Consider the following 24,571-nt stretch of genomic DNA (forward strand, 5'->3'; position numbering starts at 1 on the left):
GGTGCCGCCCCGTACGCCGTCGTCCGGGGCTCCGGGCGACGGTGTCTCAGCAGAGCCCTTCCCCCGCGAGGCGAACGGTGCAGCCGACCGCACGGCCCAGCCGGAGGCGGTCACCGTGCCGCAGCCGGTGCCTCTGGCCGGGCAGCAGCGGAGTGCCGTTCACCCAGGTGCCGTTCAGGGTCCCGCCGGTCTCCTCGGTGACCCAGACCGTGCCGTCGGGGTCCAGGGACACGCCGGCGTGCCGACGTGACACGGTGGTCTGCTCCCTGAGGGAACCGGCCGAGTCGGGGGCCCAGTCCGGGTCCCGGCCGAGCCGCAGGGGTTCCCCGGGGAGGACGGGCAGCGACAGGGCCAGCGTGTCGAAGTACAGCACCGCCGGGGTGCCGGCCGGCACCCGCCCGCCGCCGTCGCTCTCCCTCCCGCGCTCCCCGCTCCCGATCCGGGCCAGGCAGCGCGGACAGCGCACGGTCGCGGACGGCACGAGGGCCGCGCAGCCGGGGCAGCGCACGCCGGAGCCGGCCGCCGGGCCGTCCGGGGGCGGTGGCGCCGGCGCGGGTACGCCCTCGGGCTGGACGGGCTCCCAGTCGTCCAGGTCGTCGTACGCGTCGTCGCGGCCCACGTCGTCCACCCCGGTGCCCAGGACGGCCCCGGTCAACGCTGCCCCGGAACGGAGCCGGGGAACGGCTCGGTACTGATCTCCACCCGGCCGTCGTCGCGCTCATGGACGTCCTGCACCAGTACGGTCCAGCCCGCTCCGATCGCCGGATCGGCGAACAGGGCGCGGGCCAGCGGGTTGATCAGGTGGGTCTCCAGCGTCATGCCGATGCCCCGGCCGCCGTTCCACTGGTCGTGCGTGCAGTGTTCGGTCAGCTGCTCCCGGGCATGCGGAGAGAGCTCCAGGATGATGCGGTGCTCGGCCAGCAGCTGGCGCCGGATGTTGTCGATCTGGAGTTTCATGATCCGTTCGGCCACCTCGGCGGAGATGAAGTTGAAGACCACCACGTTGCCGCCGAGCCGGTTCATCAGCTCGGGACGGCCGATGACGTGCTCGAAGTGGCGCTTCACGTTCAGCCGCACGGTCCGGGCCAGCTCCCGGTAGGGGGTCCGCGGGTTCACGATCCACTCCCGCTCCTCGGTGCGCGGGTCGGTGCGCTGCACCCCCAGGTTGGAGGTGAAGATCAGCACGCACTCGCTGAAGTACGTGGTGACACCCTGTCCGTCGGTGAGCCTGCCGTCCTCCAGCACCTGGAGGAACTTGTCGAGAACTCCCTTGTCGGCCTTCTCGATCTCGTCGAAGAGGATCACCCGGAACGGATTGGCGCGTACCGCCGTCGTCAGTTCCCCGCCCGCCTCGTACCCCACGTAGCCGGGCGGGGCACCCACCAGACGGTCCGCCGAGTGCGACGAGGAGAACTCGCTCATGTCGAAGCGCAGGTAGGCCTGGTCGCTGTCGAACAGCACCGACGCGACGGCCTTGGCCAGCTCGGTCTTGCCCGTACCGGTGGGCCCCGCGAAGAACAGCACGCCGCGCGGACGGTGGCCCGGGTTGCTGGCCTGGGAGCCCGACAGGCCCATCGCGGCGCGCTTGAGGATGTCCAGGGTCATGGAGACGGCGGCCTCCTGACCGAGGACCCTCTGCGGCACGGTGCGCTCGCCCGCGATGATGCGCCGGCGGATCTCGTCGCGCCGCCACGGATTCTTCTCCACTCCCAGCCGGTACATCCGTACCGCGTCGGGCATGGAGCTGAACGGCATCCCCCGGGCGACCGCCAGATCGAGGGACTGCCGCATGGCCCGCAGCGAAAGACCGGTGGCGGCCCGCGCGAAGGCGTCCACCGGGTCCTTCCCCGTCGCCCCGTCATCGGCGCGGTGTCCGTCGTCGCCCGCCGTGCCCGGCCGGAACCGGGCCGCTCCGGAGTGGTCGTGCCGCAGGAGCCCGGCCATCCGCCGGCGTTCGTCGGCGTCCGGTTCGGGCACCGCGATGGTGCGGATGCGTTCGCTGCCGGAGACCAGCCAGCTCGGCAGCTCGCGTTCGCCCTCGGTGAGCCAGATGACCGGGTTGAACAGGGGGGTGGAGCCGCGGCTCCGGGACGCGGACAGCACGCCCGGCGGCAGCGGGACCGGGGCGGCCTGATCGGCGAGCTGGAGGCAGCTCATGAAGAAGTCGCGCTCGGACTCGGTGAGCCGGGTGACATCGGTGGTGAGCCGGGCGGCGTGATCGATGAGCAGGGCGACCCGGAGGGGCTCTCGCGCATGGCCGTTGCCCTGGCCGGCGCGCCGCTGCTCGGCCCACCCCGTGACGATGCCGCGCAGCGACGGTTCGATCTCCGTGAGGGACGGCGGGCGGTGCCGGGTGGTGGACTGCCGGGAGGTGCGCAGCAGTTCCTCGGTCACCAGCTGTTCGGGACCCGTGACGACGCGGAAGCCGCGGATCTGGTCGTAACGGATCAGCGCCTGGTATCCCAGCGGGCGCAGGGAGTTCCACACGACCTCGACCAATGAGTGGTGGGCCTCCCGGGACCGGTGGCGCACCAGGTGGAGGTCCTGGATGTTGCCGTGCAGGACGTACTGGGAATGCACGCTCAGAGTGCCGGTCAGCTCGGTGACGAACCGGGGAGCCGCGTGCCCGGGGCTCTCTCCGTCCGCACTGTCCTGGGCCTTGACCAGCTCTGTGCCGCCGCCCGGACGGTTCGTACCGTCCTCGTGGGACCGGGTGTCCTCGATGCCGTGGGTGCTCACACCCTTCCTCCGCTTCCTCGGTCGTGTGCGCGTTGCCCGCCGGGCGGTTGCCGGCCGGCGGGTCAGTGGTCGTCGGCCGGAGCCGTGCGGTACCTGGGCCCGTCCGCGGCCCGGCGCTCCCGCTTCTCGGTCCTGTCCCCGCCGGCGGTGTCCTCGTCGAGGAGGAGGACGTCCTCCTCCCCGCGTACGCCGGGCAGGGTGCCGCTCTCCTCGAAGGAGAAGTCCAGGGCGACGCCGAGCCGCAGCGTGATGTCCCGCAGGCCGCCCAGGTGCCCGGCCGCCTGATGACACCGTTCGTCGTCCTGGGCGAGCGCGGCCGTACCGCGTTCGCCGGGCTGTTCGCGGCGCATGGTCACCACCCGTGCGTGCTTGCCGTCCAGGGCGAACCGCAGCCAGTGCCCGTCGCCCCAGCCGGGCGGTGTCCAGTCGAAGCGGACGAGCCGGTCCTGCTGGTGCGGTGTGGTGGCCGACCGGTCGTCGAGACGGTCCGTCCCGGAGACGGCGAGCCGCAGCATCCGCTCGATGTAGCGGGCTTCCAGCTCCGCCAGCCGCTCCGTCACCCGGTCGTCCACCTGCCGCTGCTCGTGGGGTTCCAGTGGGCGGCCCTCGTCGAGCACCCGGTGCAGCAGCGCGGTCTCGGCCGGAGCGGGGTGCGGCGGGTCCGTGTCCTGCCGGGCGGTGATCTCCAGGAAGTGGAGCTGTGCGGCGGCCCGTTCCTCGGTGTCGCGGCGGGCCCGGACGGCACGGTTGGTGTCGGCGACGAAGCGGCGTGCCTCGCGCAGGTGGGTACGGGCCTTGGCCGGACGGTCCACGGCCGAGGCCAGCGCGTGCCGTACCGCGGCGGTGGCCGGCGCGGCGTCCGCGGTGGTGGCGGCCAGGTCGAGGCGGGCGAGCAGCTGGGCCCCGATCCGTACGGCGTCCTCGTACCGCAGCTCATCGGCGGCCGGCGGCTGCGGCAGGGCCTCGTTCCCGTGGTGCGCGGCGGGGCCGGCTTCCGGCCCCTGCCGGTACGGCACCGACGCGCGCCGGGCCCGCAGTTCACGCTGCCAGGTGTCGTCGTCCGGGCCGGCGAAGGCGTTCCCGATTTCCCGCAGGGCCCAGTCGGCGTGCGCGGCCTCGGCACGGCACATCCGGTCCTCCAGGACGGCCAGCTCCTCGCGCAAGCGGCACAGGGGCATGCCGACCGGGCTGAGAGGGCCGGGGAGGCCGGGCCGGGGCGGCCGGGGAGTTCCGGGCGAGGCCGTCCGTGCGGCCCGCCGCACCCGTGCGATCAGCGCCGCCCGCCGCGCGTTCGCCCGGGTGGCGGCGAAGGCGGCGGCCTCCCACTGCTGGGCGGCGGTGGCGGCGGCCTCCTGCCGGCGTTCGAGGCACGCCTGCTCATCGGCGGCCCGTACGGCCGCCGCCGCGAGGACCTGGGTGGTGACGAGAGCGGCCCGTCCGGCCAGCAGCGCTCCGCTAAGAGCCCCCAGGGCGACGGCCGCCGGGGCCAGGAGCTCGTGCAGACCGTGGGCGGCCGCGTCGACCACGTGTCCGCCGGCCTGGTGGACGGCGTCCCCCATTCCCGGCACATGACCGACGCCGGCGTGGTCGAAGGCCTGGCCGTGCGGGACGAGACCGCCGACGGACTGGCCGGTCGGCGCGTAGTCCATCGTGGGCATCACTTCGCTGATCGAGGGCAGGGCGATTCCGGAACTCATCGGTTTCCTCCACGAGGCGAGGACGGCCGCCGCGCCGGGGGCCCGGCCCCCGTGGTGCGCATCGCGGCCCGGGTACGCAGCCGGCGCAGCTCCCGGTGCCGGGAGGTCAGACGGCGCACCGTCCAGACGGTGAGCGCCACGACGGTGCCGGCCGGCCAGGCCCAGGGCGCGACGGTGACGGCGTAGACCGCCAGGGCGACCGCCGCGGCCAGCAGCGCGGCCGACGGCAGCAGGGTGCGCAGGCCGCCGGACCGGGCGAACCGGGCGGGCCGCCCCGAGGTGGCGATCAGCCGCCCGGCGAGCGACCACCGGGGATGGTAGGCGGGCGGGCCGATGAACGCCGCGACGGAGAGCTCCACGGCGAACACCGCGGCGGCGGCGGGCAGGGCCTGTCCCCAGGCGAGCACGACCGCCCGCTGAGAAGCCCATCCGGCGACATCGGCGAGCCCGATCACGAAACCCCACGGCACGGTGGCCACGGTGGCGCCCAGCAGCGCCCAGCCCAGCGTCGGCGGGCGCTCCAGCCGGCGCAGCCAGGCGGCGGTGGCGTCCAGATCGGCCGCGAGCAGCCGGTCGGCCTCCGCCTCGGCCAGCTCCCCGTGGCGGGCCCTGGCCTCGGTGGCGGCGGTGTCGGCCAGCAGCCGCGCGGCGGTCAGGCGCAGCGTGTCGTCCGGATCGGCGACGAGCCGGTCGTACCAGTCGACGGGCACGGCCAGGGCGGCGCGCACCGTGCCGGCCCCGCGCACCAGCTCCGCGGTGACCCGCCCCGGCTCGCGGGCCAGGCGCAGCAGGGCCGCGTCGACGGCGGCCGTGTGCCGCAGCCGGGCCCGCGCGGCGCCGCGGTCGCGGGGGCCGCCGCGCGCCAGGATCTCGTCCGTCAGCGGCCGCCAGGCCGCACGGTGCGCGGACCACCGCCGTTGCACCTCGTCCAGCCCCGCGCCGCCCGGCCGTTCGGCGAGCAGGGGCAGCAGTTCGTCGTGGAGCAGGTCGGTCAGTACCGCGTGGGCCTCGGTGTCACCGTCCGCGACGGCCGACGCGAGACGCCGGATGCCCAGGGTGTCCAGGGGCAGGCCGTGGTGGGAGACGTCCAGCCGCGGGCCGAGCCAGTTGATCAGCCGTGTGGTGGTCCGGGCGTCCGGCGGTTCGCCGAGTTCCGTGCGCAGCGCGACGAGTTGTTCGTTCTCCTCGGCGCCGCGGCCGGGCGCGTCGATGAGCTGGCCCAGCCATTCGACGAGTCCGGCCCGCCGGCTCCGGCGTGCCAGCAGCCGCCCGGTGGCGACGCGGTTGACGTCCAGCAGACGGGCCAGCTCCTCGGGGCCGGTGATTTCCCGGCCCATGAAGGGGAAGGGCCGCAGCGTGCGCCGGGGCGGGAGGTCGTGCGGCGCGGCACCGGTCGTCCGGGGTGCGACCGGCGGGTGTTCGCCCCGCAGCCAGGCCGCCACCTGCTCGCCACCCCAACGGTGCTCCGGGGCGCGGGTGAGCAGTCCTTGACAGAGCAACAGCAGACGGGGATCGGTCACCAGGGGCAGTTCGGGGTCGTGGGTCGCGACCTCCGTCAGTACCTCCTCGTCGCCCCGGAAGTCGATCGGGTGGCTGCCACCGGCCAGTTCGGCGACGACCATGCCCAACGACCACCAGTCGACGGCCGGGGTCACGGCCTGCCGGTGCGGTCCCGCCTCCGGCGCCAGGTACAACGGTTTGCCCACCCATCCGCGCCGGCCCGGCCGGTCCTGCTGGGGCTGGTGCACCGCCGCGCCGAAGTCGATCAGCACCAGTTCGGGGCGGTCCTCGTTCTGGATGCGCACCATGACGTTGTCGGGCGTGACATCGCGGTGCACGATGTCCCGCGCGTGCACCGCGACCAGCGCTTCGTGGAGCTGTTCCACGACGGCCCGGACGAGGGCGGGCGACAGCGGTCCCGGGTGGCCGGCGTGGTAGCGGGCGAGGTCGGTCTCGCCGTAGGACAGGGCGAGTTCGTAGGGGTGGCCGTCTGCCGTACCGCTCTCCAGCAGCCCGGCGACCGGCCCGGCGGTGCCCTCGGCCAGGATGCGGCGGACGCCGGGGTCGGGGCCGAACCGGTGGTGGTACCACTTCAGTACGAGGGGGACGTCGGTGGGCATGTGCCGGGCCTCCCTGTCCTTGACCCGCAGCACCACGGCCTGAGACGGCCGGTGGACGCTGCTCAGCACCTGGGTGAGGTCGAAGCGTCCGCTCAGCGCGGCCGGCACCCGGTCCAGCCCCCTGCGGCTCTCCGCGTCCCGCAGGTCGTCGTAGCCGGTACCGGACTCGTGGACATCCATTTCGGTGGGCGGCGGAATGCTCATGGGACAGGCCTTCCGGTGACGGTGACGGTGACGGTGACGGTGACGGTGACGGTGACGGTGACGGCGACGGTGACGGCGACGGTGACGGTGACGGCGACGGTGACGGCGGCGGCGGTGAGGAGTACGGGGAAGCGGACGGGGACGGGCGGGGCGGAAGCGGTGGTCGCGGCGCCCGGTGGCGGACGGAGCGGACGCCTCCGGTTCGCCGGGCGAGGCCCGCGCGGTGGACGGGCACGGCGCCTGCGCCGCCACGGGCCGGCGGAAGGCCGGACGAGGTTGCCGAGGCGCCCTCCCGCACACCCGTGGGCGGGCATATCGTGGCGGCCATGAGCCAGGAGATCCCGCACTCCTCGTCCGTCCCGGGGCCCCTCGGGCCCAAGGTCCCGGAGACACCCCGCGCACCCGGGGCGGGGAGCCCCGGCGCGCCGGGGCTCCCCGGTGGCCGGGCCCTGGTGCCGCTGCCCGGTGCCGAGCGGCTGGCGGCGGAACTGCGGGCGCTGCGCCGGCCCGGTCTGTCCGGCCTGCGCACACTGCGGCCCGAGGGCCTGATCCGGGTGGCCGTCGCCGCGGGGCTGTGCGGGGGGTCCGACGACGAGGCCGCCGGGGTGGAGGCGCTGCTGCGGGCCGGGGTACGGCACCTCGGCGGGCACACCCTGTCCGCCGACGGGGCCAGGGGCGACCCGCTGGCCAGGGCGGCGGCACACACCTTCGGGCTGCTGCCGGACCGGCGGGGTGTGTCCGGCCAGGAGCGGCGGAAGGCCGCGGCGGCCGTCTACGGTGTCACGTCCGAACGCTTCCGCAAGAGCCAGGAGCGGGAAGTGACCGACGAACTGGCGCTCGCGGTACTGGCGGTGGCCCGTGCGGCCGTCTCCGGGCCGCCCCCGGCCGGTCCGGTCGCGCAGGAGGCGGGCGTACCGCCCGCGAGGACACCGGATCCGGTGCCCGATCCACCGGTCCGGCTGACCGGTCCGCCCCTGCCGCCCGTCGCGGGGCACCGCGTCAGCGTGCACGTCGCGTCCATCGAACTGCTGCGGGACATCGACATATTGGTGTCCTCGGAGAACATCTACCTGGAGATGTCCAAGACGTTCCGCTCGACGGTGTCCGGATCGCTGCGCCGGGCCGCCGCGATCCGCAACGAGTCCGGCGAGACGGTCGACGACGTCCTCGCCCGTGAACTGGTGGAGTGGATGCGGGCCCACGGCCGGGCCGGGCTCCCGGTGCGGCCGGGCACCGTCGTGCCGACCTCGCCCGGCGCCCTCGCCGAGCGCGGAGTGCGCCGCATCCATCACGCGGCCGTCGCCTCCCCCACGAGCGACGGTCACGGCTACCGGGTCGATCCGCACGTCCTGGCCGAGGCGGTGTCGGCGAGCTTCCGGCTGGCCCGCGCGGAGCGCGACAGTTATGACCCGCCGCTCTCCTCCCTCTGTTTCCCCCTGCTCGGCGCGGGTCATGGGCTGCCGCCGGAGAAAGCGGCGCGCTGGCTGTGCTGGGCCGTCCACGAGGAACTGCGCCGGGATCCGTCCTGGACGGTGCATCTGGTGGCCCAGCGCCCCGAACTGGCGAAGCTGCTCACGGTCGCCAGCTCCGCTCCCTGAGCCGTAACCCACGTTCACCCAGCCACCTTTCCCAGTGTGAGAGTTCCCCTCGCCGAGGGACTCCGAGGAGCCGTACCGCGGGAGGGCCGGATGCCCCCGCGGGCGTCACGACGACCTGCACCACCGGCCCGTCCGCCTCCCGGTCCAGGTGCGGTGCGTACCGGATCCGGCCGAGCGCGGTGCGCGGCGCGAGCCGCTGGTTCGCCGAGCCGCGCCAGACCAGCCGGGTCGGTTCGGCGATCCGGAAGCGCCCGGCCACCACGGCGTCCGCATGGGCCAGGGCGGCCTGCCGGGAAGCGTCCAGCTCGGACTCCTCGTACCCGGTGTAGACCAGCAGATCGGCGGGGAGACCGTCGACGGCCGAGCCCTGGCGGGGATGCGCGGAACGCAGCCGCGCGGCGCCCCGGAGCAGCTCCGCCAGGGCCGCGGGCTGGTCGAGCGGCTCGCCGCCGCTCACCGTCAGGCCCTCGGCGCCGTCGGCGAGCGCCGCGCGCCACAGGTCCAACAGCGTTTCCACATCAACGGATTCACCCCCGTGCGGCGCCCAGGTGTGCCGCGACATGCAACCGGCGCAGGCCAGCGGGCAGCCCTGCAGCCAGATGCCCAGCCGTCGGCCGGGACCCAGTGTCTCCAGCGGAAAATGTGTCCCGCTGAGCTCGACCCTCATCCGCCGCCCCCTTCCCTCGCGACCCGCCGTCCGTACCGGTGAGGCCGGCGCGGCGGTACGGGCACCGCCGGCCGGACCGGGCCGGTCGTCTCGCCCCGGCACACACCGTCGGAATCGAGTATCGAGGGAATGGCCGGGGCGCCGCACATTTCTTCCGGTGTATCTCCGGGCGTTTCCGGGAGCATCCCGGTCGGTTTCCGGGCCGATTCCGGATGTCTTCCGGGAAGGCCCCCGCCAGGGCGAATGCCTGGGTGAAAGGCCGGGAATCTGCCTTATTCCGTCGGCTACGCTCCGTCCTTCTGACTCGGCTTCGGCTTTGGCTTCGACCTCGGCTTTGGCTTCGGCTTTGACTTTGGCTTTGGCTTCGGAATGAAAAGGAAGTTGCCGAAAGGGAACTGTGACGGGGGAAGGGATTTGCGCCATGAGAATCGATACGAACCGGTTCAGCAGTTCGGCCCGGTACGCCTGGCTCGGCCGGACCACGGCGTTCCACGACCGGCGTCAGGGGCGGCAGGACGCACCGGGCCTGCGGGCCCGGCTCGATTCGCTGCCGCACCCGGACACCTGGGAGCGGGACACCGATCCGTACCCGCAGCTGCTGACCCCCCATGTGCTGGGGATACGGGCGAGCGCGTCGCGCGCGGCCGACCAGCTGCGCTCGCGGCTGCTGCACGGCGAACGCGCGCTGTGCGCACGGATCCACGCCGAGTCGGTACGGGTGGTCACCCAGTACGACGTGCGGCAGAACCCCGCACCGGCGGCCCTCGCCCGGTACGGCGAACTCATCGGTGTGTGGCGGACCTCGGCCGGTGTGTGCCGGGTCAGGGCCACGGTCCTGACCCATGAGGCGAACCAGCGGCTCGCCTGTTACTGGGACGCCGTCCTGATCAGCCTCCAGCCGCCGCCGGCTGAGGGGCCGCTCACGGCGAGAGACCTGCGGCGGCTGCCAGGACGCGTCGACCTCGACGAGTCCTGGCAGCGCACCGACGACTGGCTGTGGGCGGACGGCGGACTGTGGCCCGCGCCGGCCCCCGGCCCGTCCGGCCACCCGGTGGTCCGCGCGCTGGCCATCCTCGACGCACAGCCCGAGCGGGGCGCCGGGGCCGGCATCCCCCAGGGGGCCGCCGCGGCGGATCCGGAACGGGGGCAAGGATGATCCGCCCGAAGCCGGCCGCCCCTTCGGCGTGGGCCGCGGCGCCGCCGCCCACGAACACCGACGGCTTCCAGGGACACGGCTTCCAGGGACACGACTTCCCGGAACACGACTTTCGGAGAGACCACTTCCGGAGCGACGACTGCCAGCGAACGGTGAATCACCGCACGCACACGGAGAGTGTCATGAACCTGCCCAACCTGCCCAACCTGCCCAACCTGCCCAACCTGCCCAACCTGCCCTACCCGCCCTACCCGCCAGGCCGTCCACCCGCCACCCGGCTGTCCCGCAGGTCCGGCCGTTTCCGGCGAGGCGTCCCCGCCCTGGTACTCGCCGCGCTGCTCGCGGCCACCGCCGGCTGCTCCTCGTCCGCCGAGGCCGACGCTCTCCGTACGCCGTGCGGACTCGTCATCGACGGATCGGGCTCCGGAGACGCCGACGGCAAGGGCTTCGACGCCAAGGCGAAACTCGAGTCCACGCTGGTCCCTTTCCTGACCGGACGGCACTGCGGCACGATCGCGTTCGTGCCGGTCACCCGCTCCTCGCAGACGTCCTCCTGCCGGGTCGGCGACATCGATCTCGACCCGCCGGGGAACGCGACCTCCGACCACGAGAGCATGCGCAGGGCCGCGCGGATCCTGGCGCTCAAGGGCGCGGTCACCATGCTGAAGTGCGCCCGTACCCAGGGGGGTTCGGATGTGCTGGGGGCCCTGGCGCGGATCGGCGACGCCATGCCGTCCGGCAAGGGGACACCAAGTCTGCTGGTGGTGAGCGACTTCGAGCAGGCCGACCCCGAATTCACGCTCAGGGTAAGTGAGATCACCACCGAGAAGAGCCGTGAGCAGGTGGTCGACACCCTGCTCGACGACCGGGGCGTACCGGGAATCGCGGGGATGAACGTCTATCCCGTCGGCTACGGCATGCGGCATGACGCCAAACCGAGCGAGTACCAGCCGTTCGACGCGTTCTGGTCCGAGATCCTGAGCGGAAGGGCGAAGGCGCATGTCCACGACGACTACCGGAAGTGACCCCGAGGAGCCGCGCCGGCGGCGGTCCCGGATCGCGGGCCCGCTGCGTGCTCGTGCGACCCGCCGGGGTGCGGACCGGCGGGCCACGGATCCGACGGGTTCTGTACGCCTTCCGATGGTCATGACGGACGGGCAGCAGCGACGCCTGCTCAGGACGGCCCGGCGGCACGGCGCGAAGGAGGCCGCGGGCAGGGGGGTGCCCGTCGTGCGCGGCCGGACCGCCCGGCCGGGTGTGTTCGATCCCTGGGTGCTCAACAGCAAGGGCCGGGCGCCCTACTTCGCCGAACTCGCCGCCGTACGCGACACGCTCCAGGGGCGGTTGACGGAGCAGGCGGCGGAGGTGGAGAAGGCGGCTTTGGTGGAGGACTCGCGGGCCAAGTCGCAGGTCGATGCGGCGGAGACGGAGCTCCGGCTGCGGGATGACCTGGTGCGGGAGGCCGATGAGCAGGTCCGGGCTTCCTGGAGCCAGCTGAACCGGCTCGCGGCCCGAGCGGTGCGATGGGAGCTGTTCCGCGACAGGGTCCGGGAGCAGGTCGAGGTCAGCTGGATCCAGGCGCGGTTCCGCGACTTCGCCCCCGCGGACGACGAAGACGAGGTGCCCCGTCCGGACGGGGCACCACGCGGGGCCGGCCCCGGCGCGAACCCCGTACCGGAGGGCGACCGCGAACCGGGGACCGGGCCCGCGCCGGCGCCCGACGAAGGTTTCGCCGAGGAGGGCTGGCAGTCGCTCGATCCCGAGGGCCACGCGGCCGGTGCCCAGCCGTCCACCGCCACGGGCCCCGTACAGGGGGCGGGGCCGGAGCGGCAGCTCGTGGGCGGAGTGGTGCCGCCGCCCGACCCGGGCTGGGAGGGCATGCCCGCTCGTCCGGGCATGCCCTCGTGGATGACGTGGGGAATGCTCCTCGCCATCGCGGCGGTCGAGATACCGATCTACTGGATCGCCTACCAGCCCTTCCACGGCACGGGCAGCACGGGCAGCGACTTCCTGTCCGGCACGCTGGCGATCTCCACCGCCGTACTGATGGTGTTCCTGCCGCACCTGGCCGGACGCACCCTGCGGGGCCGCCAGGCGACCGGCTCCGTCAAGGCCGCCGCCCTTCCGGCGCTGGCCCTGCTGGGGGTCTGGGGATTCTCCGGGTGGGCCCTGGGTGACCTGCGGGCCAGACTGGTGCTCCAGCATCCCGACCCCGTCGACGTCCCCTCGGACCTCGGTGACTTCAGTGGCGCGGATGACCTCGCGGCACAGTCGACGCTGGTGGACAGTCTCCATCTGACGCCCCAGACCATCACCTGGATGTTCGTGTCCCTGCTCTTCCTGTCCGGAGGCATCGGTTTTCTGCTGGGACTGCTCAGGGAACACCCCTTCCTGGACGCGTACCGTGCGGCGCTGGAGCGCCGGGCCGACAGGGTCAGGCAGCGGGAGGAGGCACGTGCGTCCGCCGACCGTGCCCGTTCGCTCGCCGAGACGGCGGAAGACCGTGCCGAACAGCGCTGGCAGGCGGTGGAGGCCCGCAGCCGGGCGTTGGACAGCCTGTACGAGGCGGCGGCCAACGCCTTTCTGGACGGGCTGATGGCACGGTCGCGCGATCCTGCGGTGACCGAGGCGGCGATGAGGCACTCGGCCAGATGGCCGCTGCTCCCGCCCAGGGCCGAGCCCCCGGCCCGCCGGGGCGCGTGACCGATCGGGCGGGGGCGCCCCGGGCCGTGAGCCATTCGAGTTGCCGGGCGGCGCGACCAGGTGTGCTCTGGAGGGAAGAGGGGACGACGGAAGGAGCTTCCCGCCATGGCCGCACATGCTTCGGTGCAGGCACGCGGAACGCGCGCGCGTGCACAGCGTCACTCCACCCTCGGCTGGGCGCTGCCCGTCACGCTCGGGGTGATCCTCGGCTGGTACGCGACGTCCATCGTCCGGGACGGTGGTGTGCTCACCGGCGGGCAGCTCGCCCTCGGACTGATCTCGGGCGCCGTCCTCGCGGTCCTCTGCTTCGGCCTGGGCCGGATGCAGAAGCGGCTGCCGCGCGAGCTGCGGGCGGCGGCCTACGGCGCGCTGTTCGGCGGCTCGATCGGCTTCCTGTACAGCCTGTCGGACAAGAGCGTGCTCGCGTCTTCGGTGCTGGGCCTGCTGACCGGGGCGAGCATGCTGCTGGCCGCGTTCTACGTCTTCTACACGCACGAGGACTGAGCGCCCTCCGCGCGTACGGGACTGAGCGCCCCGCCGGTCGTGATGTACGCGCGCGACGGCAGAGGGCGGGCCCGCGCGGTCATCACGACCGCGCGGGCCCGCCCCCTTGTCATGCGGCGTCGGGTGTCAGCCGCGCACCACCGTCACCGGGCACGGCGCGTGCTGGGTGACGTGGAGGCTGACCGAGCCGAGCAGGGTGGCCTTGAAGCCGCTGTATCCGCGCGCGCCCACCACCAGCAGGCTCGCGCCCTCGGCCCGGTCCAGCAGGGACTGCGCCGGGTTGCCGATCACCACGACCTTGCTGACCGCGGCGGCACCCACCGCGCCGAGGGCCTCCTCCAGCGCCTCGGTGAGCGACACGGTGGCCAGCGCCTGCGGGTCGAAGTCCTCCGGCAGGCCCGGCATCATGGACGCCCAGCTGGTGGCGGGGTACTCCCAGCTGTTGACGGCCTCGACCGTGTCACCGGTCAGGTCCGCCTGGCGTACGGCCCAGTGCAGTGCCTTGATCGACGACTCGGAGCCGTCAACGCCCACCACGATCCTGCCCATTTCTGCCTCCAGCTAGTTTCGGCTCGGTTGCGCGGGTGCGCCGTGCGGTCTCCCGACGGCGCGCCCTCCCGACCAACTCTAATCAAATAGGACGAATCCATGGCGCCGGGGTCGGTACCACAGCACTCGGGTCGGTCAGGCCGGCCGGAGAGCGGCCAGCTGCTGCTCGAACGGGACCACCTCGTCGTCCACGCCGAGGGCCCTGGACGCCCCGGAGACGGCCCGGCCGCCGGTGATCGCGCTCGCCAGCTCGCCGCCCGCGCGCCGGATCCGGGCCGGCAGCCCGTCGGCGTACGCGTCGCCCGACGCACCCCAGTCCTCCGACGCCGCGTACACCGAGGTCGGCAGCGTGACGGCCCGCAGGTAGGCGAAGAGCGGGCGCATCGCGTGCTCCAGTACCAGCGAGTGCCGGGCGGTGCCGCCGGTCGCGGCGACGACGACGGGCTTCCCGGTCAGCGCGGTGTTCTCGACGAGGTCGAAGAACGACTTGAACAGCCCGCTGTACGAGGCGGTGAAGACGGGGCTGACGGCGATCAGCCCGTCGGACTCCGTGACCGCGCCGATCGCTTCCTCCAGCGCGGCCGGGGGGAACCCTGTCACCAGGTGGTTGGCGATGTCGACGGCCAGGTCGCGCAGCTCGATCACCCGGATCTCGACCGGGCGGTCCTGCTCGGCGTCCAGCCGGTCCCGGGCGGCCCCGGCCAGCCGGTCGGCCAGCAGTCTGGTCGACGAGGGGCGGCTCAGCCCGGCCGAGACGGCGACGATCCTCAGCGGTTCGGTGGCGAACACGGTGTCAGCTCTCCTTCGCGGTGACGGCGGGGTGCAGCGGCGCGGACTCGGGGACCCCGGCCGGCCGCAGTGCGGCGAACTCCTTGCGCAGCACCGGTACGACCTCCTCGCCGAGGATGTCGAGCTGCTCCAGGACGGTCTTCAGCGGCAGCCCCGCGTGGTCCATCAGGAACAGCTGGCGCTGGTAGTCACCGACGGCGTCCCGGAAGGACAGCGTCCGCTCGATGACCTCCTGCGGGGAGCCCACGGTCAGCGGTGTCTGCTGGGTGAAGTCCTCCATCGAGGGGCCGTGCCCGTAGACCGGTGCGTTGTCGAAGTACGGGCGGAACTCCCGTACCGCGTCCTGCGAGTTCTTCCGCATGAACACCTGGCCGCCGAGGCCCACGATGGCCTGCTCGGCGGTGCCGTGCCCGTAGTGGGCGTAGCGCTGCCGGTAGAGGCGCACCATCTTCTCCGTGTGCTCGATGGGCCAGAAGATGTTGTTGTGGAAGAAGCCGTCGCCGTAGTACGCGGCCTGCTCGGCGATCTCCGGGGAGCGGATCGAGCCGTGCCAGACGAACGGCGGCACGCCGTCCAGCGGGCGCGGGCTCGCGGTGAACGACTGGAGCGGTGTACGGAACTTCCCCTCCCAGTCGACGACGTCCTCGCGCCACAGCCGGTGCAGCAGGGCGTAGTTCTCGATGGCGAGCGGCATGCCCTGGCGGATGTCCTTGCCGAACCAGGGGTAGACGGGGCCGGTGTTGCCGCGGCCCATCATCAGGTCGACGCGGCCGTCGGCGAGGTGCTGGAGCGTGGCGTAGTCCTCGGCGATCTTCACCGGGTCGTTGGTGGTGATCAGCGTCGTGGACGTGGACAGGAGCAGGTTCTCGGTGCGGGCGGCGATGTAGCCGAGGGTGGTCGTGGGCGAGGACGGGACGAACGGCGGGTTGTGGTGCTCGCCGGTCGCGAAGACGTCGAGGCCGACCTCCTCCGCCTTCAGCGCGATGGCGATGGTGGCCTTGATCCGCTCGTGCTCGCTCGGCGTCCGGCCGGTCGTCGGGTCTGTGGTGACGTCCCCGACGGTGAAGATCCCGAACTGCATGGCGCCCGCCTCCAGTATTGTTGAACATTGAACTACATGACACACCCTACAACGGAGCACCCCGCTTCCCTATTCCGCGAGGCCGCCCGGCGCACGCCCTCGGTACGCTGAACGGGTACGGGCGCCGCGCGAGCCCCGGGCGGACGGAGGCGAAGCGGACATGAGCGGGACCGGCACAGGGAACGACGACGCGCCTCGGCCCGAGCCAGGGAGCGGGATCGACCGCGACTACGGCGGCGGCAGCGAGGCCTGGAAGGAACGCGGCGTCGCCCTGCGCGTCTTCATCTACATCTTCGCCACGCACCTGTTCGCGGGCTTCGTCATGATCCTTTTCTACGTGGGCGAGCACGCCAAGAAGTGAGCGTCCGGACCGCGCGGTGACGCCCGGTCCGGTGGATCGGACGCGTTCCCCTGGGTCCGGTTCCTCCCCGAACCCGATGTCCACGCCTTCGCCGTCGAACTGGTCGACACCATGCGCGCCGCCGACTCGATCGGCAACAGCGCTTCCGTCGCCCAGATGCTCACCGCATGGCAGCACAGCGCCGAGGTCCACTCCGACCCCGAACTGCTGGCCGCGCTGACCAGGGACCACGAGACGGACTACGGGCAGGTGCCCGACCCGCGGGAGCTCGCATGAGCGTGGGCCGCGGCGACCGGGCAGCGTTTTCCGCGCCCGAAGGGCAGTGGGAAGTCCGCTTCGCCGATGCGGCGGCGGCCAAGGGCTGGGAGAGCCTGGGCCGGCAGGCCCGCAGCAACACGTACCGAGCCTGGATCACCATGCGCACGGACCCGAGGCCGGCAGCCGAGGCGCCCCGGCATCACAGGCTGAAGGGCAGCCTGGCCCACGGAACCCACCGGGGGCAGGCCTGCGAACAGTGGCAGATCGAGGTGACCGGGGGCGGACGCGTCCGGTACCTCCTGGACACTGCCGCCGACACCTGCTGGATCACCTTCGCGAGCACAGGACACCCCCGGGCCACAGACCGGTCATGAGTCCGGCAGAAGGCGCCGAACCGCGCCCGGGGCGGCGCGAAGTGCCGTGGCGCGGGGCCGGGGCGCGTTACCATCGCCCCATGACCTCCGTACCGTGCCGGAACTGGTGGCGCTCCTCCTAGGAGCGGCCACCTCTTCTGCGCGGGACCAGGGCCGTTCGATATGGACGGCCCTTTTTCTCTGCCCTTTTCCGGTACGGGCTCCTCGCCCGGCGGGCCGTCCTCCACGCACACACCGACGCGAGGAGAGACCACTCATGACCACGACCACCTGCGCCGACGCCGACGCCGACGCCGCCCAGGACGACACTCTGGAGGGGCGGATCCGGCGCGACCCCGCCCGCTTCCGGGTCCTGACCGGCGACCGGCCCACCGGGGCGCTCCACCTCGGGCACTACTTCGGCACGCTCCACAACCGGGTGCGGCTCCAGGACCTCGGGGTGGAGGTCTTCGTACTCATCGCCGACTACCAGGTACTGACCGACCGGGACGTCGCCGATCGGCTCACCGCGACGATGGAGGGGCTGCTGCTGGACTACCTGGCCGTCGGCATCGACCCGGAACGCTCGGTGATCTTCAACCACAGCGCCGTGCCCGCGCTCAACCAGCTGATGCTGCCGTTCCTGAGCCTGGTCTCCGTCGCCGAGCTGGGCCGCAACCCCACGGTCAAGGACGAGATCACGCACTCCCGGCAGGCCTCCGTCAGCGGCCTGATGTTCACCTACCCGGTCCATCAGGCGGCCGACATCCTGTTCTGCAAGGGCAATCTGGTGCCGGTCGGCCAGGACCAGCTGCCCCACCTCGAAGTGACCCGGACCGTCGCCAGGCGGTTCAACGAGCGGTACGGGCCCGTCTTCCCGGAACCCGACGCGCTGCTCTCCGCCGTGCCGCAGCTGCTCGGCACCGACGGCACCAAGATGAGCAAGAGCCGCGCCAACTCCATCGCGCTCGGCGCCGGCGCGGACGAGACGGCACGCCTGATCAAGGGCGCGACAACGGATGCCGACCGGCACATCACCTACGACCCCGAGGGGCGGCCCGGAGTGTCCGGCCTGGTGCTGCTGGCCGCGCTCTGCCTCGACCGCGATCCGCACGACGTGGCCGAGGAGATCGGCGGCGGGGGCGCGGCCGCCCTGAAGCGGACCGTGACCGACGCGGTGAACACCCGGCTGGCACCGATGCGGGCCCGGCGGGCCGAGTACGCACGGGACATGGAGTACGTACGGTCCGTGCTGCGGGCCGGCAACGAGCGCGCGAACGCCATCGCCGACGCGACGCTGACGCAGGTGCGGGAGGCGATGGGGGGCCTGGGCCGGGGCCCCGCCTCATGACCGGTCAGCGAGGGGTCAACGAGCCTCGCCCGCGCAGGAGTTCGGCCAGGCCGCGCCGGGTGGCCGCGATGACCACCCGGTCGGTGGGCTGGAGTACGTAGCCGGGGTGCAGGTTCCACACGAGGCCGCCGGGGCGGTCCCCGGCGCCGGGGACCGTTCCCGGCGCCGCCAGGTCCGGGCGGCGGGCGGCGGGCGGGGCGACGTCCAGGGCGAGGACCCGCCAGGCACCCGACCGGAACGCCTGCTCCACCGTCCGGCCCTCCAGCTGCGGGTGCCCGGCCACCTCGATCGCGGCGAACAGCATCACCTTCCGCTCGACCGGCACCGCGCCCAGGATCTGCCGGCCCATCATGGCGACCGCGAAGGAGGGCGCGGCCAGATGGGAGACCGACCGGGAGCGGGTCAGCGCCTGCGGGTGGGCGGTGCGCAGGGTGCGGTAGACGGCGGTGGCGAACTCGTCGTCGAACAGGCGCAGCGTCACCCGCAGGTCCGGCTTGACCGAGCGGGCGTACAGCGCGGCCTCCAGATTGGTGGTGTCGATGCTGGTCAGGGCGAGCAGGGCGCGGGAGCGCCGGATCTTCGCCGCCTCCAGCACGCCCTCCTGCGTGACGTCCCCGATGACCACCGGCACGTGCAGCCGCCGGGCCACCGGGATGCCGCGCGCGTCCGGGTCGTCCTCCACGCACACGACGGGGATGCCGAGTTCGCGCAGCTGCACCAGGACCCGGGTGCCGATCTTGCCGAGGCCCAGCAGCACCACGTGCCCGGACAGACCGCGCGGCGGGCGGCGCAGCGACGAGACCGTACGGAGCGAGCCGAAGGCCTCCAGCACCCCGGCGACGAGCAGCGGCAGGAGCATCAGCCCGGCGACCCCGGACAGGAGCTGGATGATCTGGCGGGCGGTGGGGTCGCCGATGGCCGGATCGCCCATCGCGAACAGGTCGAGCAGCGTCAGGTAGGCGGCGTGCAGCGGATCGTCCCCGGTGGTGAACGTGGACGCCACCGCGAGCGCGAGGACGGCCGTGCCGACGCCCAGCGCTGACCAGCGCAGCCGGCGCGAGAAGATCTGGCTCAGCGGTGCGCCCCGGCCGCCCATCAGGGGCGTCGAGGAGGCCGGACCGCTCTGGCTGACGGCCTCCAGGACGACGGTTCCGCGCCCGGTCGCCGCGGCCACCTCGGTCTGGTCGGGCAGCAGCCGGGGGCCCTCGTCGCCGCTGCTGTCGGAGCCCTCGGTGCCCGCCGGGTCATGGGTGGTGGAGGAGAGCAGGGCCAGGGTGCACAGGCCGGGGTCGGCGACCTGGCCGTCCCGCGGCGGGGTGCGTTCGGCGGCCCGCAGGAGCAGGCCCTCCGCCTGGATCACCTTGCTGGATCCGGCGAGCGCGGTCGCCGCGAGGGCGGGGGCCGCGGTGTCGGCGTCGGACAGGACCGTGGTGGAGGCGTCCAGCGCGGTCGGGTCGAGCCCCGGCGAGGCGACGGCGGCCGCCTGGTCGAGCAGGGTCTCCAGATGCTGGCCGAGCTTGCGGTTGTAGAGCCGGATCACCAGCCGGACGCGGGGGTTGAGCCGGCGGGCGGTCAGCGCGGCCCGGATGTTGCGCTCGTCGTCGTCGTAGACGAGGGCGAGCGCGGCGGCCGTGTCGACACCGGCCTCCTCCAGCACCTCGTCGGATGGCTCGTGCGCCTGGAGGATGCGTACCGCCTCCACCCCGGCGTTGGTGTCGCTGTCACCGCTCCCGCCGCCGTTCCCGCCGTTGCGGCTCATCGCCGACGACATCCGGCCGAACAGGGCCGCCGCCCGGCCGCGCCCGGTCAGCGGCAGCTCCGGCCGTCTCTGATCGGGCCCCGGCGGCAGGACGAGGGTGACCCGTTCCCCGTAGACGTAGCGCAGCTCCACGGCGAGCCGCTGGGCGAGCGCGTCGTCGCCGCATACCACCATGTGGCTGGAGAACGGGGAGCGTTGGGGCTGCTGAGGAAGTGGGGGCACATGACCCAGCATGCCTGTTCCCTTCAAGAGGCCATAGGACAGCCCTGGCACCACAACCCTCTTGCCCACACTCCTACGACGTCGGCGACATCCACCACCCGCTCGTCGAGATCAGCCAGGCAACGCGCCGGTGCGGACGGCGAATTCGCGGAGGCCCTGCACGCGGGCCGGCCCGTACAACAGGTCCGACGTCAGCGCTCGCAGGGCGGGACGGCGGACCTCCTGCGGCGCTTCCTGCTCGACGCGGCGCAGCGCGGCGAACGTCTGCGTCCCGTCCCCCAGAGCGTGGTGCATGCGGGCAATGTCGGTCCAGGCGCGGGCTCTGCGTTCCGGCGTCACCATGTAGCCGATGTTCAGCCCAGCCGCGACCCTCAGGCCCTCGTCCGGGGTGCCCAGCGCGTTGAGCGCCCCGATGCGGTAGACATCGACCTGGGCTCGGGTGGCCTCGACGGTGAACAGGCCAGGAACGTCGGGGAGCCGCTCGACGTCCTCCTCGGCCTCGTCGAGCAGGGCCAGCGCTGTTGACCGGTTGCCGCCCGTCGCGGCGGAGTACGCGGCTGTGAGGAGCAGTGTCGTCCGGACGGCGGCGGGGCGCTGCTCGGCGGCGTCCAGCTCCGCCGCCTCACGGGTCAGGAAGTGGACGGCGGACGACCAGCTGCCGGAGCGTCGCATCGTGATCGCCAGGACGCGGGATGCCTCGCCGACCGGTACGGGTGACCCGCTGTCCCGGGCCGCTGAGAGTGCCCGGTCGGCTGCGACCCATGCCGAGTCGGAATGCTGCTTCGATGCCAGCTCGGCGGTCAGTACGTAGCCTCTGGCCAGGACGGCGGAGGCCTGCTGTCGTGCATGGCCGGTGGCCGCGTTACGGGTCGCCGCGGCCGTGGCCAGGAGACCGGGCAGCGTGCGGCCGAGGTCAGCGTAGTGGGCGGCCCGAAACGCCTTTCGCGCTCTGGCCGTCCGAGCGGTCAGGAGCGGCAACGCCACCGGTTCAGCGGCCGGCAGGCGGAACAGGGCATCCTCCACTCCGGCCGCCGGATCCCCGGACGAGGTCGCGGCGGACGCGGTGCCCGAGCCCACGACGGCCGTCGCCCCAGCGGCAATCGCCCCGGTCAGTAGCTTCCTGCGACGCACCGCATCCTCCTCGTCAGACGGGCCCACGACCGTCACCGTAGCGACCGCCGCCCCATCCGGAACAGCGGAACCACGCATCCGCTCGGGTGGGATGCCCAACACCTCGCACATACGTAGCATCGCGGAGTGCTCCGGCCTCAGTTTGTTCGCCTCGATCCGCGAGATCGCCGACGCCGAGTACCCGCATGCCGCGCCTAACTGCGTCTGTGTGATCCGGGCAGCGGCTCGGGCGCCGCGAATGATGGCTCCGACGTCGGGCCCGGTTGTCCTGCCCATAGGTACCTCCTGCGCCGACGGGGCTAACGAACGTAGCGCCGTTGCCCACCCGGCGGCAGGGCGCGCGGAAGCACACGGTGTGCGGGCCCCGCACACCGTGTGCGGATGAGCCCCGGGCCGTCCCGCACATGGCATCGGGGCCGGGATGGTGGCCTGGCAGACGGACGGCGTACCCAGCCGCCTCGCTGCTCGCACTCCCACCGGAGGCAACCCATGGACAAAGTGCTCGTCACTGGCGGGGCCGGATTCATCGGCTCGCACTTCGTCAAGCGCATCCTGCAAGCCGACGACGTCGCCCAGGTGACCGTCCTCGACGCGCTCACCTATGCAGGACACATCGAGAACCTCGGCAAGGCATTCCTCGACCCGAGACTGACGTTCGTTCACGGCAACATCGTCGACGCGGACCTCGTCGACCAGCTGGTGCAGAGCCACACGGCGATCGTGCACTTCGCTGCCGAGTCCCACGTCGACCGCTCGTTCTTCACGGCGGGCACGTTCCTGACCACGAACGTGCTCGGCACCCAGGCCCTCGCCGACGCCGCCATGCGCCACGGCACCCAGAAGTTCGTGCACGTCTCCACGGACGAGGTGTACGGGCCGCTGCTCGAAGGCGCCGCGACGGAGGACGACCCGCTGCGCCCCACCGTCCCGTATGCCGCGTCGAAGGCGGCCAGCGACCTCGTGGCCTTGAGCTACCACCGCACCTACGGCGTCCCCGTGTGCGTGACGCGCTCCTCGAACAACTACGGGCCCTACCAGCACCCCGAAAAGATCATCCCGTTGTTCGTGACCTGTCTCCTGCGGGGCCGGCCCGTCACCCTCCACGACCGTGGACAGCACGTGCGCAACTGGCTCCACGTCGAGGACAACTGCGCGGCGATCGAACTCGTCCTGCGCGGCGGCACCCCGGGCGAGATCTACAACATCGGCGGCGGCACCGACCTCACCGGCCGTGACCTCACCGGCGAACTCCTGCGCATCTGCGGCGCCGACTGGGACGCGGTCACCTACGTCCCCGACCGGCGGTGCAATGACCTGCGCTACGCGATGGACTGGACGAAGATCGCCGACCAGCTCGGCTACCGGCCCACCCATGACTTCGGCACGGGGCTCGTCGAAACCGCGGACTGGTACCGCAACAACCCGGACCGCTGGGCCCCGCTCTCCCGCAACCCGCAGGCGCCGATGCCCGCCGTCCACATCGCGGCCCCGAGGCAGGAGCGTGACCACCATGCCGTGTGACCCGTTGCCACAGAACGCGCTGCTTGTGCTCGGCGCGTCGCAGGAGCACATCCCGCTCTACGAGGAGGCGCGCCGTCGCGGGATGCCGACCATCGCGGTGGACATGCGCGCGGATGCTCCCGCGTTCCCGTTCGCCGACGCGGCCCTTGAGATCTCCACCCGGGACGCCGACGCCATTGTCGATGCGCTGGGCGACGTACGCCCCGCCGGGATCGTAGGCGGCGCGAGCGACGCCGCGCTGGCCACTTGGCACACCCTGGGTGTGCGGTACGACGCCCCTTACGTGTACCCGAAGGACGCATTCGCGGGCCTCGACAAGGCCGCGTTCCATGCGGTTGTCGCGTCCTGTGGCATCACCGACTACGGGTGGGTCGCGTCGAGCGACCCGGATGAGGTCGTCGCGAAGGCGGCAGGGCTGCCCTTCCCGCTCGTGGTCAAGCCCGTCGACGGGTCGGGAAGCAAGGGCGTCACTCTCGTCGCTCACCCTGACGACCTGCCGGGCGCAGTCGCCCATGCCCGTGTCTACTCCGCCTCTCAGACCGTGATCGCTGAGGAGTTCGTTGAGGGCCGGCAGTTGACCATTGACCTCTTCCTGCGGGGCGGCAGGTCGATGATGACCTGCGTCAAGGAGCTGGAGTTCGTCGCCGGGTTCGTCGTCAGGCGGATCGGCACGGTGCAGCTGTCGTCGGAGGAGCACGACCACCTTGAGGCGAGTGCTGAACGGCTGTGCCGTGTACTGGGCATTGTCGATGGGCCAGCGAACTTCGACCTTGTCCTCGGTGCAGATGGTCAGGCGCGGATCATCGAAGCCAATCCGCGTCTCAGCGGCGACAGCATCCCGCGATTGCACGCCGCCGCCCATGGCGTGAACGTGGTGGGCGCGCTCGTCGCACTTACGCTCGGCGAGCCGTTCGACGGCCACCTGCTGCCGACGCGCAACGAGCATGCGGCGGTAGAACTGATCGGATCACCGCTCGTCACGGACGGCGAGCTGGTCGCGTGGGACGGCGTCGTCGCAGCCCGCAATGTTCCCGGAATCACCGACGTCGTGCTGTACGCCGAGCCGGGTGACCTTGTACGGCCGCATGACCAGTCCGGCCACAAGATCGGCATGGTCGTCGCTGCCGGGCCGTCCGTTGCGGACGTGTCCTTGGCTCTGGAGACGGCCGGCGCACTGGTTCGACCGATCGTCCGACCGGTCACGGTGGCGAAGGGAGAGTCATGATGAACTCGTCAAGGCCGGATGCCCGGCGCAACGCCAGCCCCTACCTCTACGGACGGGAGGCGTCGGCGGTCGCCCAGGTCCTGGAGTCCGGCCAGTACGGGCACACCGGGGTCACCGAGGAGTTCGAGCGCCGGATCGCCGCGTTCCTCGGCGTCGACGACGCCGTGGCCGTCACCTCCGGCACCGCGGCTCTGCACACCGCGCTGCTCGCCGCCGGGGTCGGTCCCGGAGACGAGGTGATCGTCCCCTCGATGACGTTCTGCGCGACGGTCCAGGCGATCCTGGCCGTCGGCGCCACCCCGCGGTTCATCGAGATCAACCCCGTCACCCTGTGCGTGGACCACCAGCTCGTCCTGGAGGCAGTCACCGCGGACACGGCCGCCGTCATCCCGGTCCTGTTCGGCGGCCGAGCCGTAAACCTCGGCCCCATCCACTGTGAACTGGAAGAGCGAGGGATCGCCGTCATCGAAGACGCAGCCCACGCCTTCGGGTCCTACAACGGCACCCGACATGTCGGCGCCACCGGAGCGGCCCTGACCTGCTTCTCGTTCGGGCCGATCAAGAACCTCACCTGGCGGCCAGG

At 72.6% G+C, this 24,571-nt stretch carries 22 protein-coding genes and 2 pseudogenes; 12 read left to right on the forward strand and 12 right to left on the reverse strand.

Annotation, left to right across the window (positions count from 1 at the left end):
• Positions 1–46: 46 nt before the first annotated feature.
• The 5 genes from ACZ6S6_RS18210 to ACZ6S6_RS18230 all read right to left on the reverse strand — a co-directional run bounded on the left by ACZ6S6_RS18210 (position 47) and on the right by ACZ6S6_RS18230 (position 7,074).
• Positions 47–655 carry an FHA domain-containing protein gene (locus tag ACZ6S6_RS18210; RefSeq protein WP_469706208.1) on the reverse strand — a complete coding sequence of 203 codons (609 nt, stop codon included), beginning with the start codon at positions 653–655 and terminating at the stop codon, positions 47–49.
• On the reverse strand, positions 652–2,739 hold the full coding sequence (locus ACZ6S6_RS18215) for an AAA family ATPase (protein WP_469706209.1): 2,088 nt from the start codon (positions 2,737–2,739) through the stop codon (positions 652–654). Before ACZ6S6_RS18215 ends, ACZ6S6_RS18210 begins: the two co-directional genes overlap by 4 nt.
• A 62-nt stretch (positions 2,740–2,801) precedes the next feature.
• Entirely contained in the window at positions 2,802–4,436 is a 1,635-nt protein-coding gene (locus ACZ6S6_RS18220) for a hypothetical protein (protein WP_362953398.1), read from the reverse strand.
• Positions 4,433–6,760 (reverse strand): serine/threonine-protein kinase, encoded by a 2,328-nt coding sequence (locus ACZ6S6_RS18225; RefSeq protein WP_469706210.1) that lies wholly within the window; start codon positions 6,758–6,760, stop codon positions 4,433–4,435. The genes ACZ6S6_RS18220 and ACZ6S6_RS18225 overlap by 4 nt, the downstream gene beginning before the upstream one ends.
• On the reverse strand, positions 6,757–7,074 hold the full coding sequence (locus tag ACZ6S6_RS18230) for a hypothetical protein (protein WP_469706211.1): 318 nt from the start codon (positions 7,072–7,074) through the stop codon (positions 6,757–6,759). Before ACZ6S6_RS18230 ends, ACZ6S6_RS18225 begins: the two co-directional genes overlap by 4 nt.
• A gap of 12 nt (positions 7,075–7,086) precedes the next feature.
• On the opposite strand from ACZ6S6_RS18230, the gene ACZ6S6_RS18235 reads away from it, so the two are divergent.
• Positions 7,087–8,358: a macro domain-containing protein gene (locus ACZ6S6_RS18235; RefSeq protein WP_469706212.1), complete on the forward strand. Its 1,272-nt coding sequence runs from the start codon at positions 7,087–7,089 to the stop codon at positions 8,356–8,358.
• Here the strand turns inward: ACZ6S6_RS18235 and ACZ6S6_RS18240 are convergent.
• Positions 8,333–9,448, reverse strand: coding sequence for a 4Fe-4S single cluster domain-containing protein (locus ACZ6S6_RS18240; RefSeq protein ID WP_469706213.1), 1,116 nt, complete (start codon positions 9,446–9,448; stop codon positions 8,333–8,335). The genes ACZ6S6_RS18235 and ACZ6S6_RS18240 overlap by 26 nt on opposite strands.
• On the opposite strand from ACZ6S6_RS18240, the gene ACZ6S6_RS18245 reads away from it, so the two are divergent.
• From ACZ6S6_RS18245 to ACZ6S6_RS18260, 4 genes are all read left to right on the forward strand, one after another.
• On the forward strand, positions 9,447–10,181 hold the full coding sequence (locus ACZ6S6_RS18245) for a hypothetical protein (protein WP_469706214.1): 735 nt from the start codon (positions 9,447–9,449) through the stop codon (positions 10,179–10,181). The genes ACZ6S6_RS18240 and ACZ6S6_RS18245 overlap by 2 nt on opposite strands.
• 182 nt (positions 10,182–10,363) lie before the next feature.
• Positions 10,364–11,206, forward strand: coding sequence for a hypothetical protein (locus tag ACZ6S6_RS18250; RefSeq protein ID WP_469706215.1), 843 nt, complete (start codon positions 10,364–10,366; stop codon positions 11,204–11,206).
• Positions 11,181–12,884, forward strand: a complete 1,704-nt coding sequence (locus ACZ6S6_RS18255; RefSeq protein ID WP_469706216.1) for a hypothetical protein — start codon at positions 11,181–11,183, stop codon at positions 12,882–12,884. The genes ACZ6S6_RS18250 and ACZ6S6_RS18255 overlap by 26 nt, the downstream gene beginning before the upstream one ends.
• Before the next feature lie 105 nt (positions 12,885–12,989).
• Complete coding sequence (locus ACZ6S6_RS18260) at positions 12,990–13,388, forward strand: hypothetical protein (RefSeq protein ID WP_362953405.1); 399 nt, start codon at positions 12,990–12,992, stop codon at positions 13,386–13,388.
• Between the two features lie 126 nt (positions 13,389–13,514).
• On the opposite strand, the gene ACZ6S6_RS18265 is transcribed toward ACZ6S6_RS18260, so the two are convergent.
• From ACZ6S6_RS18265 to ACZ6S6_RS18275, 3 genes are all read right to left on the reverse strand, one after another.
• Positions 13,515–13,937, reverse strand: coding sequence for a universal stress protein (locus ACZ6S6_RS18265; RefSeq protein WP_362958236.1), 423 nt, complete (start codon positions 13,935–13,937; stop codon positions 13,515–13,517).
• 135 nt (positions 13,938–14,072) lie between these two features.
• Positions 14,073–14,726 (reverse strand): FMN reductase, encoded by a 654-nt coding sequence (locus ACZ6S6_RS18270; protein WP_362958239.1) that lies wholly within the window; start codon positions 14,724–14,726, stop codon positions 14,073–14,075.
• A gap of 4 nt (positions 14,727–14,730) precedes the next feature.
• A complete protein-coding gene (locus ACZ6S6_RS18275) occupies positions 14,731–15,807 on the reverse strand; it encodes an LLM class flavin-dependent oxidoreductase (protein WP_362958242.1) in 1,077 nt (358 codons plus the stop codon).
• 217 nt (positions 15,808–16,024) lie between these two features.
• Here ACZ6S6_RS18275 and ACZ6S6_RS18280 point away from each other — a divergent pair, with 217 nt between their 5' ends.
• The 4 genes from ACZ6S6_RS18280 to trpS all read left to right on the forward strand — a co-directional run bounded on the left by ACZ6S6_RS18280 (position 16,025) and on the right by trpS (position 18,130).
• Complete coding sequence (locus tag ACZ6S6_RS18280; protein WP_362958494.1) at positions 16,025–16,168, forward strand: DUF6126 family protein; 144 nt, start codon at positions 16,025–16,027, stop codon at positions 16,166–16,168.
• A gap of 111 nt (positions 16,169–16,279) precedes the next feature.
• Positions 16,280–16,444, forward strand: a complete 165-nt coding sequence (locus ACZ6S6_RS18285; RefSeq protein ID WP_469706217.1) for a hypothetical protein — start codon at positions 16,280–16,282, stop codon at positions 16,442–16,444.
• Entirely contained in the window at positions 16,441–16,800 is a 360-nt protein-coding gene (locus ACZ6S6_RS18290; protein ID WP_469706218.1) for a hypothetical protein, read from the forward strand. Before ACZ6S6_RS18285 ends, ACZ6S6_RS18290 begins: the two co-directional genes overlap by 4 nt.
• Positions 16,801–17,056: 256 nt before the next feature.
• Positions 17,057–18,130 (forward strand): tryptophan--tRNA ligase, encoded by a 1,074-nt coding sequence (gene trpS / locus ACZ6S6_RS18295; RefSeq protein WP_469706219.1) that lies wholly within the window; start codon positions 17,057–17,059, stop codon positions 18,128–18,130.
• Positions 18,131–18,134: 4 nt separating this feature from the next.
• Here trpS and ACZ6S6_RS18300 read toward each other — a convergent pair whose 3' ends face one another.
• The 3 genes and pseudogenes from ACZ6S6_RS18300 to ACZ6S6_RS18310 all read right to left on the reverse strand — a co-directional run.
• A complete protein-coding gene (locus tag ACZ6S6_RS18300) occupies positions 18,135–20,123 on the reverse strand; it encodes an NAD-binding protein (protein WP_469706220.1) in 1,989 nt (662 codons plus the stop codon).
• Positions 20,124–20,222: 99 nt separating this feature from the next.
• Positions 20,223–21,242, reverse strand: coding sequence for an XRE family transcriptional regulator (locus ACZ6S6_RS18305; RefSeq protein WP_469706293.1), 1,020 nt, complete (start codon positions 21,240–21,242; stop codon positions 20,223–20,225).
• 90 nt (positions 21,243–21,332) lie between these two features.
• Positions 21,333–21,653: pseudogene (locus ACZ6S6_RS18310) on the reverse strand (helix-turn-helix domain-containing protein); the annotation flags it as partial.
• A gap of 78 nt (positions 21,654–21,731) precedes the next feature.
• Between ACZ6S6_RS18310 and rfbB the strand changes: the two are divergent.
• The 3 genes and pseudogenes from rfbB to ACZ6S6_RS18325 all read left to right on the forward strand — a co-directional run.
• Positions 21,732–22,763 carry a dTDP-glucose 4,6-dehydratase gene (gene rfbB / locus ACZ6S6_RS18315; protein WP_469706221.1) on the forward strand — a complete coding sequence of 344 codons (1,032 nt, stop codon included), beginning with the start codon at positions 21,732–21,734 and terminating at the stop codon, positions 22,761–22,763.
• Positions 22,753–23,988 (forward strand): ATP-grasp domain-containing protein, encoded by a 1,236-nt coding sequence (locus ACZ6S6_RS18320; RefSeq protein ID WP_469706294.1) that lies wholly within the window; start codon positions 22,753–22,755, stop codon positions 23,986–23,988. The genes rfbB and ACZ6S6_RS18320 overlap by 11 nt, the downstream gene beginning before the upstream one ends.
• Positions 23,988–24,503 (forward strand): annotated as a pseudogene (locus tag ACZ6S6_RS18325) (aminotransferase class I/II-fold pyridoxal phosphate-dependent enzyme); the annotation flags it as partial. The gene ACZ6S6_RS18320 and the pseudogene ACZ6S6_RS18325, both read left to right, overlap by 1 nt.
• Between the last annotated feature and the right edge of the window lie 68 nt (positions 24,504–24,571).

This window comes from Streptomyces sp. NPDC048671 (genome assembly GCF_055587045.1).

Excerpts from the sequence above, each read along its gene's own strand:
- ACZ6S6_RS18255 (WP_469706216.1), top strand. The coding sequence starts at position 11,181 with ATGTCCACGACGACTACCGGAAGTGACCCCGAGGAGCCGCGCCGGCGG.
- ACZ6S6_RS18300 (WP_469706220.1), bottom strand. The coding sequence starts at position 20,123 with ATGCTGGGTCATGTGCCCCCACTTCCTCAGCAGCCCCAACGCTCCCCG.
- ACZ6S6_RS18285 (WP_469706217.1), top strand. The coding sequence starts at position 16,280 with ATGCGCGCCGCCGACTCGATCGGCAACAGCGCTTCCGTCGCCCAGATG.
- ACZ6S6_RS18245 (WP_469706214.1), top strand. The coding sequence starts at position 9,447 with ATGAGAATCGATACGAACCGGTTCAGCAGTTCGGCCCGGTACGCCTGG.
- ACZ6S6_RS18290 (WP_469706218.1), top strand. The coding sequence starts at position 16,441 with ATGAGCGTGGGCCGCGGCGACCGGGCAGCGTTTTCCGCGCCCGAAGGG.
- ACZ6S6_RS18275 (WP_362958242.1), bottom strand. The coding sequence starts at position 15,807 with ATGCAGTTCGGGATCTTCACCGTCGGGGACGTCACCACAGACCCGACG.
- trpS (WP_469706219.1), top strand. The coding sequence starts at position 17,057 with ATGACCACGACCACCTGCGCCGACGCCGACGCCGACGCCGCCCAGGAC.
- ACZ6S6_RS18265 (WP_362958236.1), bottom strand. The coding sequence starts at position 13,937 with ATGGGCAGGATCGTGGTGGGCGTTGACGGCTCCGAGTCGTCGATCAAG.
- ACZ6S6_RS18240 (WP_469706213.1), bottom strand. The coding sequence starts at position 9,448 with ATGGCGCAAATCCCTTCCCCCGTCACAGTTCCCTTTCGGCAACTTCCT.
- rfbB (WP_469706221.1), top strand. The coding sequence starts at position 21,732 with ATGGACAAAGTGCTCGTCACTGGCGGGGCCGGATTCATCGGCTCGCAC.
- ACZ6S6_RS18320 (WP_469706294.1), top strand. The coding sequence starts at position 22,753 with ATGCCGTGTGACCCGTTGCCACAGAACGCGCTGCTTGTGCTCGGCGCG.
- ACZ6S6_RS18250 (WP_469706215.1), top strand. The coding sequence starts at position 10,364 with ATGAACCTGCCCAACCTGCCCAACCTGCCCAACCTGCCCAACCTGCCC.
- ACZ6S6_RS18260 (WP_362953405.1), top strand. The coding sequence starts at position 12,990 with ATGGCCGCACATGCTTCGGTGCAGGCACGCGGAACGCGCGCGCGTGCA.
- ACZ6S6_RS18220 (WP_362953398.1), bottom strand. The coding sequence starts at position 4,436 with ATGAGTTCCGGAATCGCCCTGCCCTCGATCAGCGAAGTGATGCCCACG.
- ACZ6S6_RS18230 (WP_469706211.1), bottom strand. The coding sequence starts at position 7,074 with ATGCCCGCCCACGGGTGTGCGGGAGGGCGCCTCGGCAACCTCGTCCGG.
- ACZ6S6_RS18225 (WP_469706210.1), bottom strand. The coding sequence starts at position 6,760 with ATGAGCATTCCGCCGCCCACCGAAATGGATGTCCACGAGTCCGGTACC.
- ACZ6S6_RS18235 (WP_469706212.1), top strand. The coding sequence starts at position 7,087 with ATGAGCCAGGAGATCCCGCACTCCTCGTCCGTCCCGGGGCCCCTCGGG.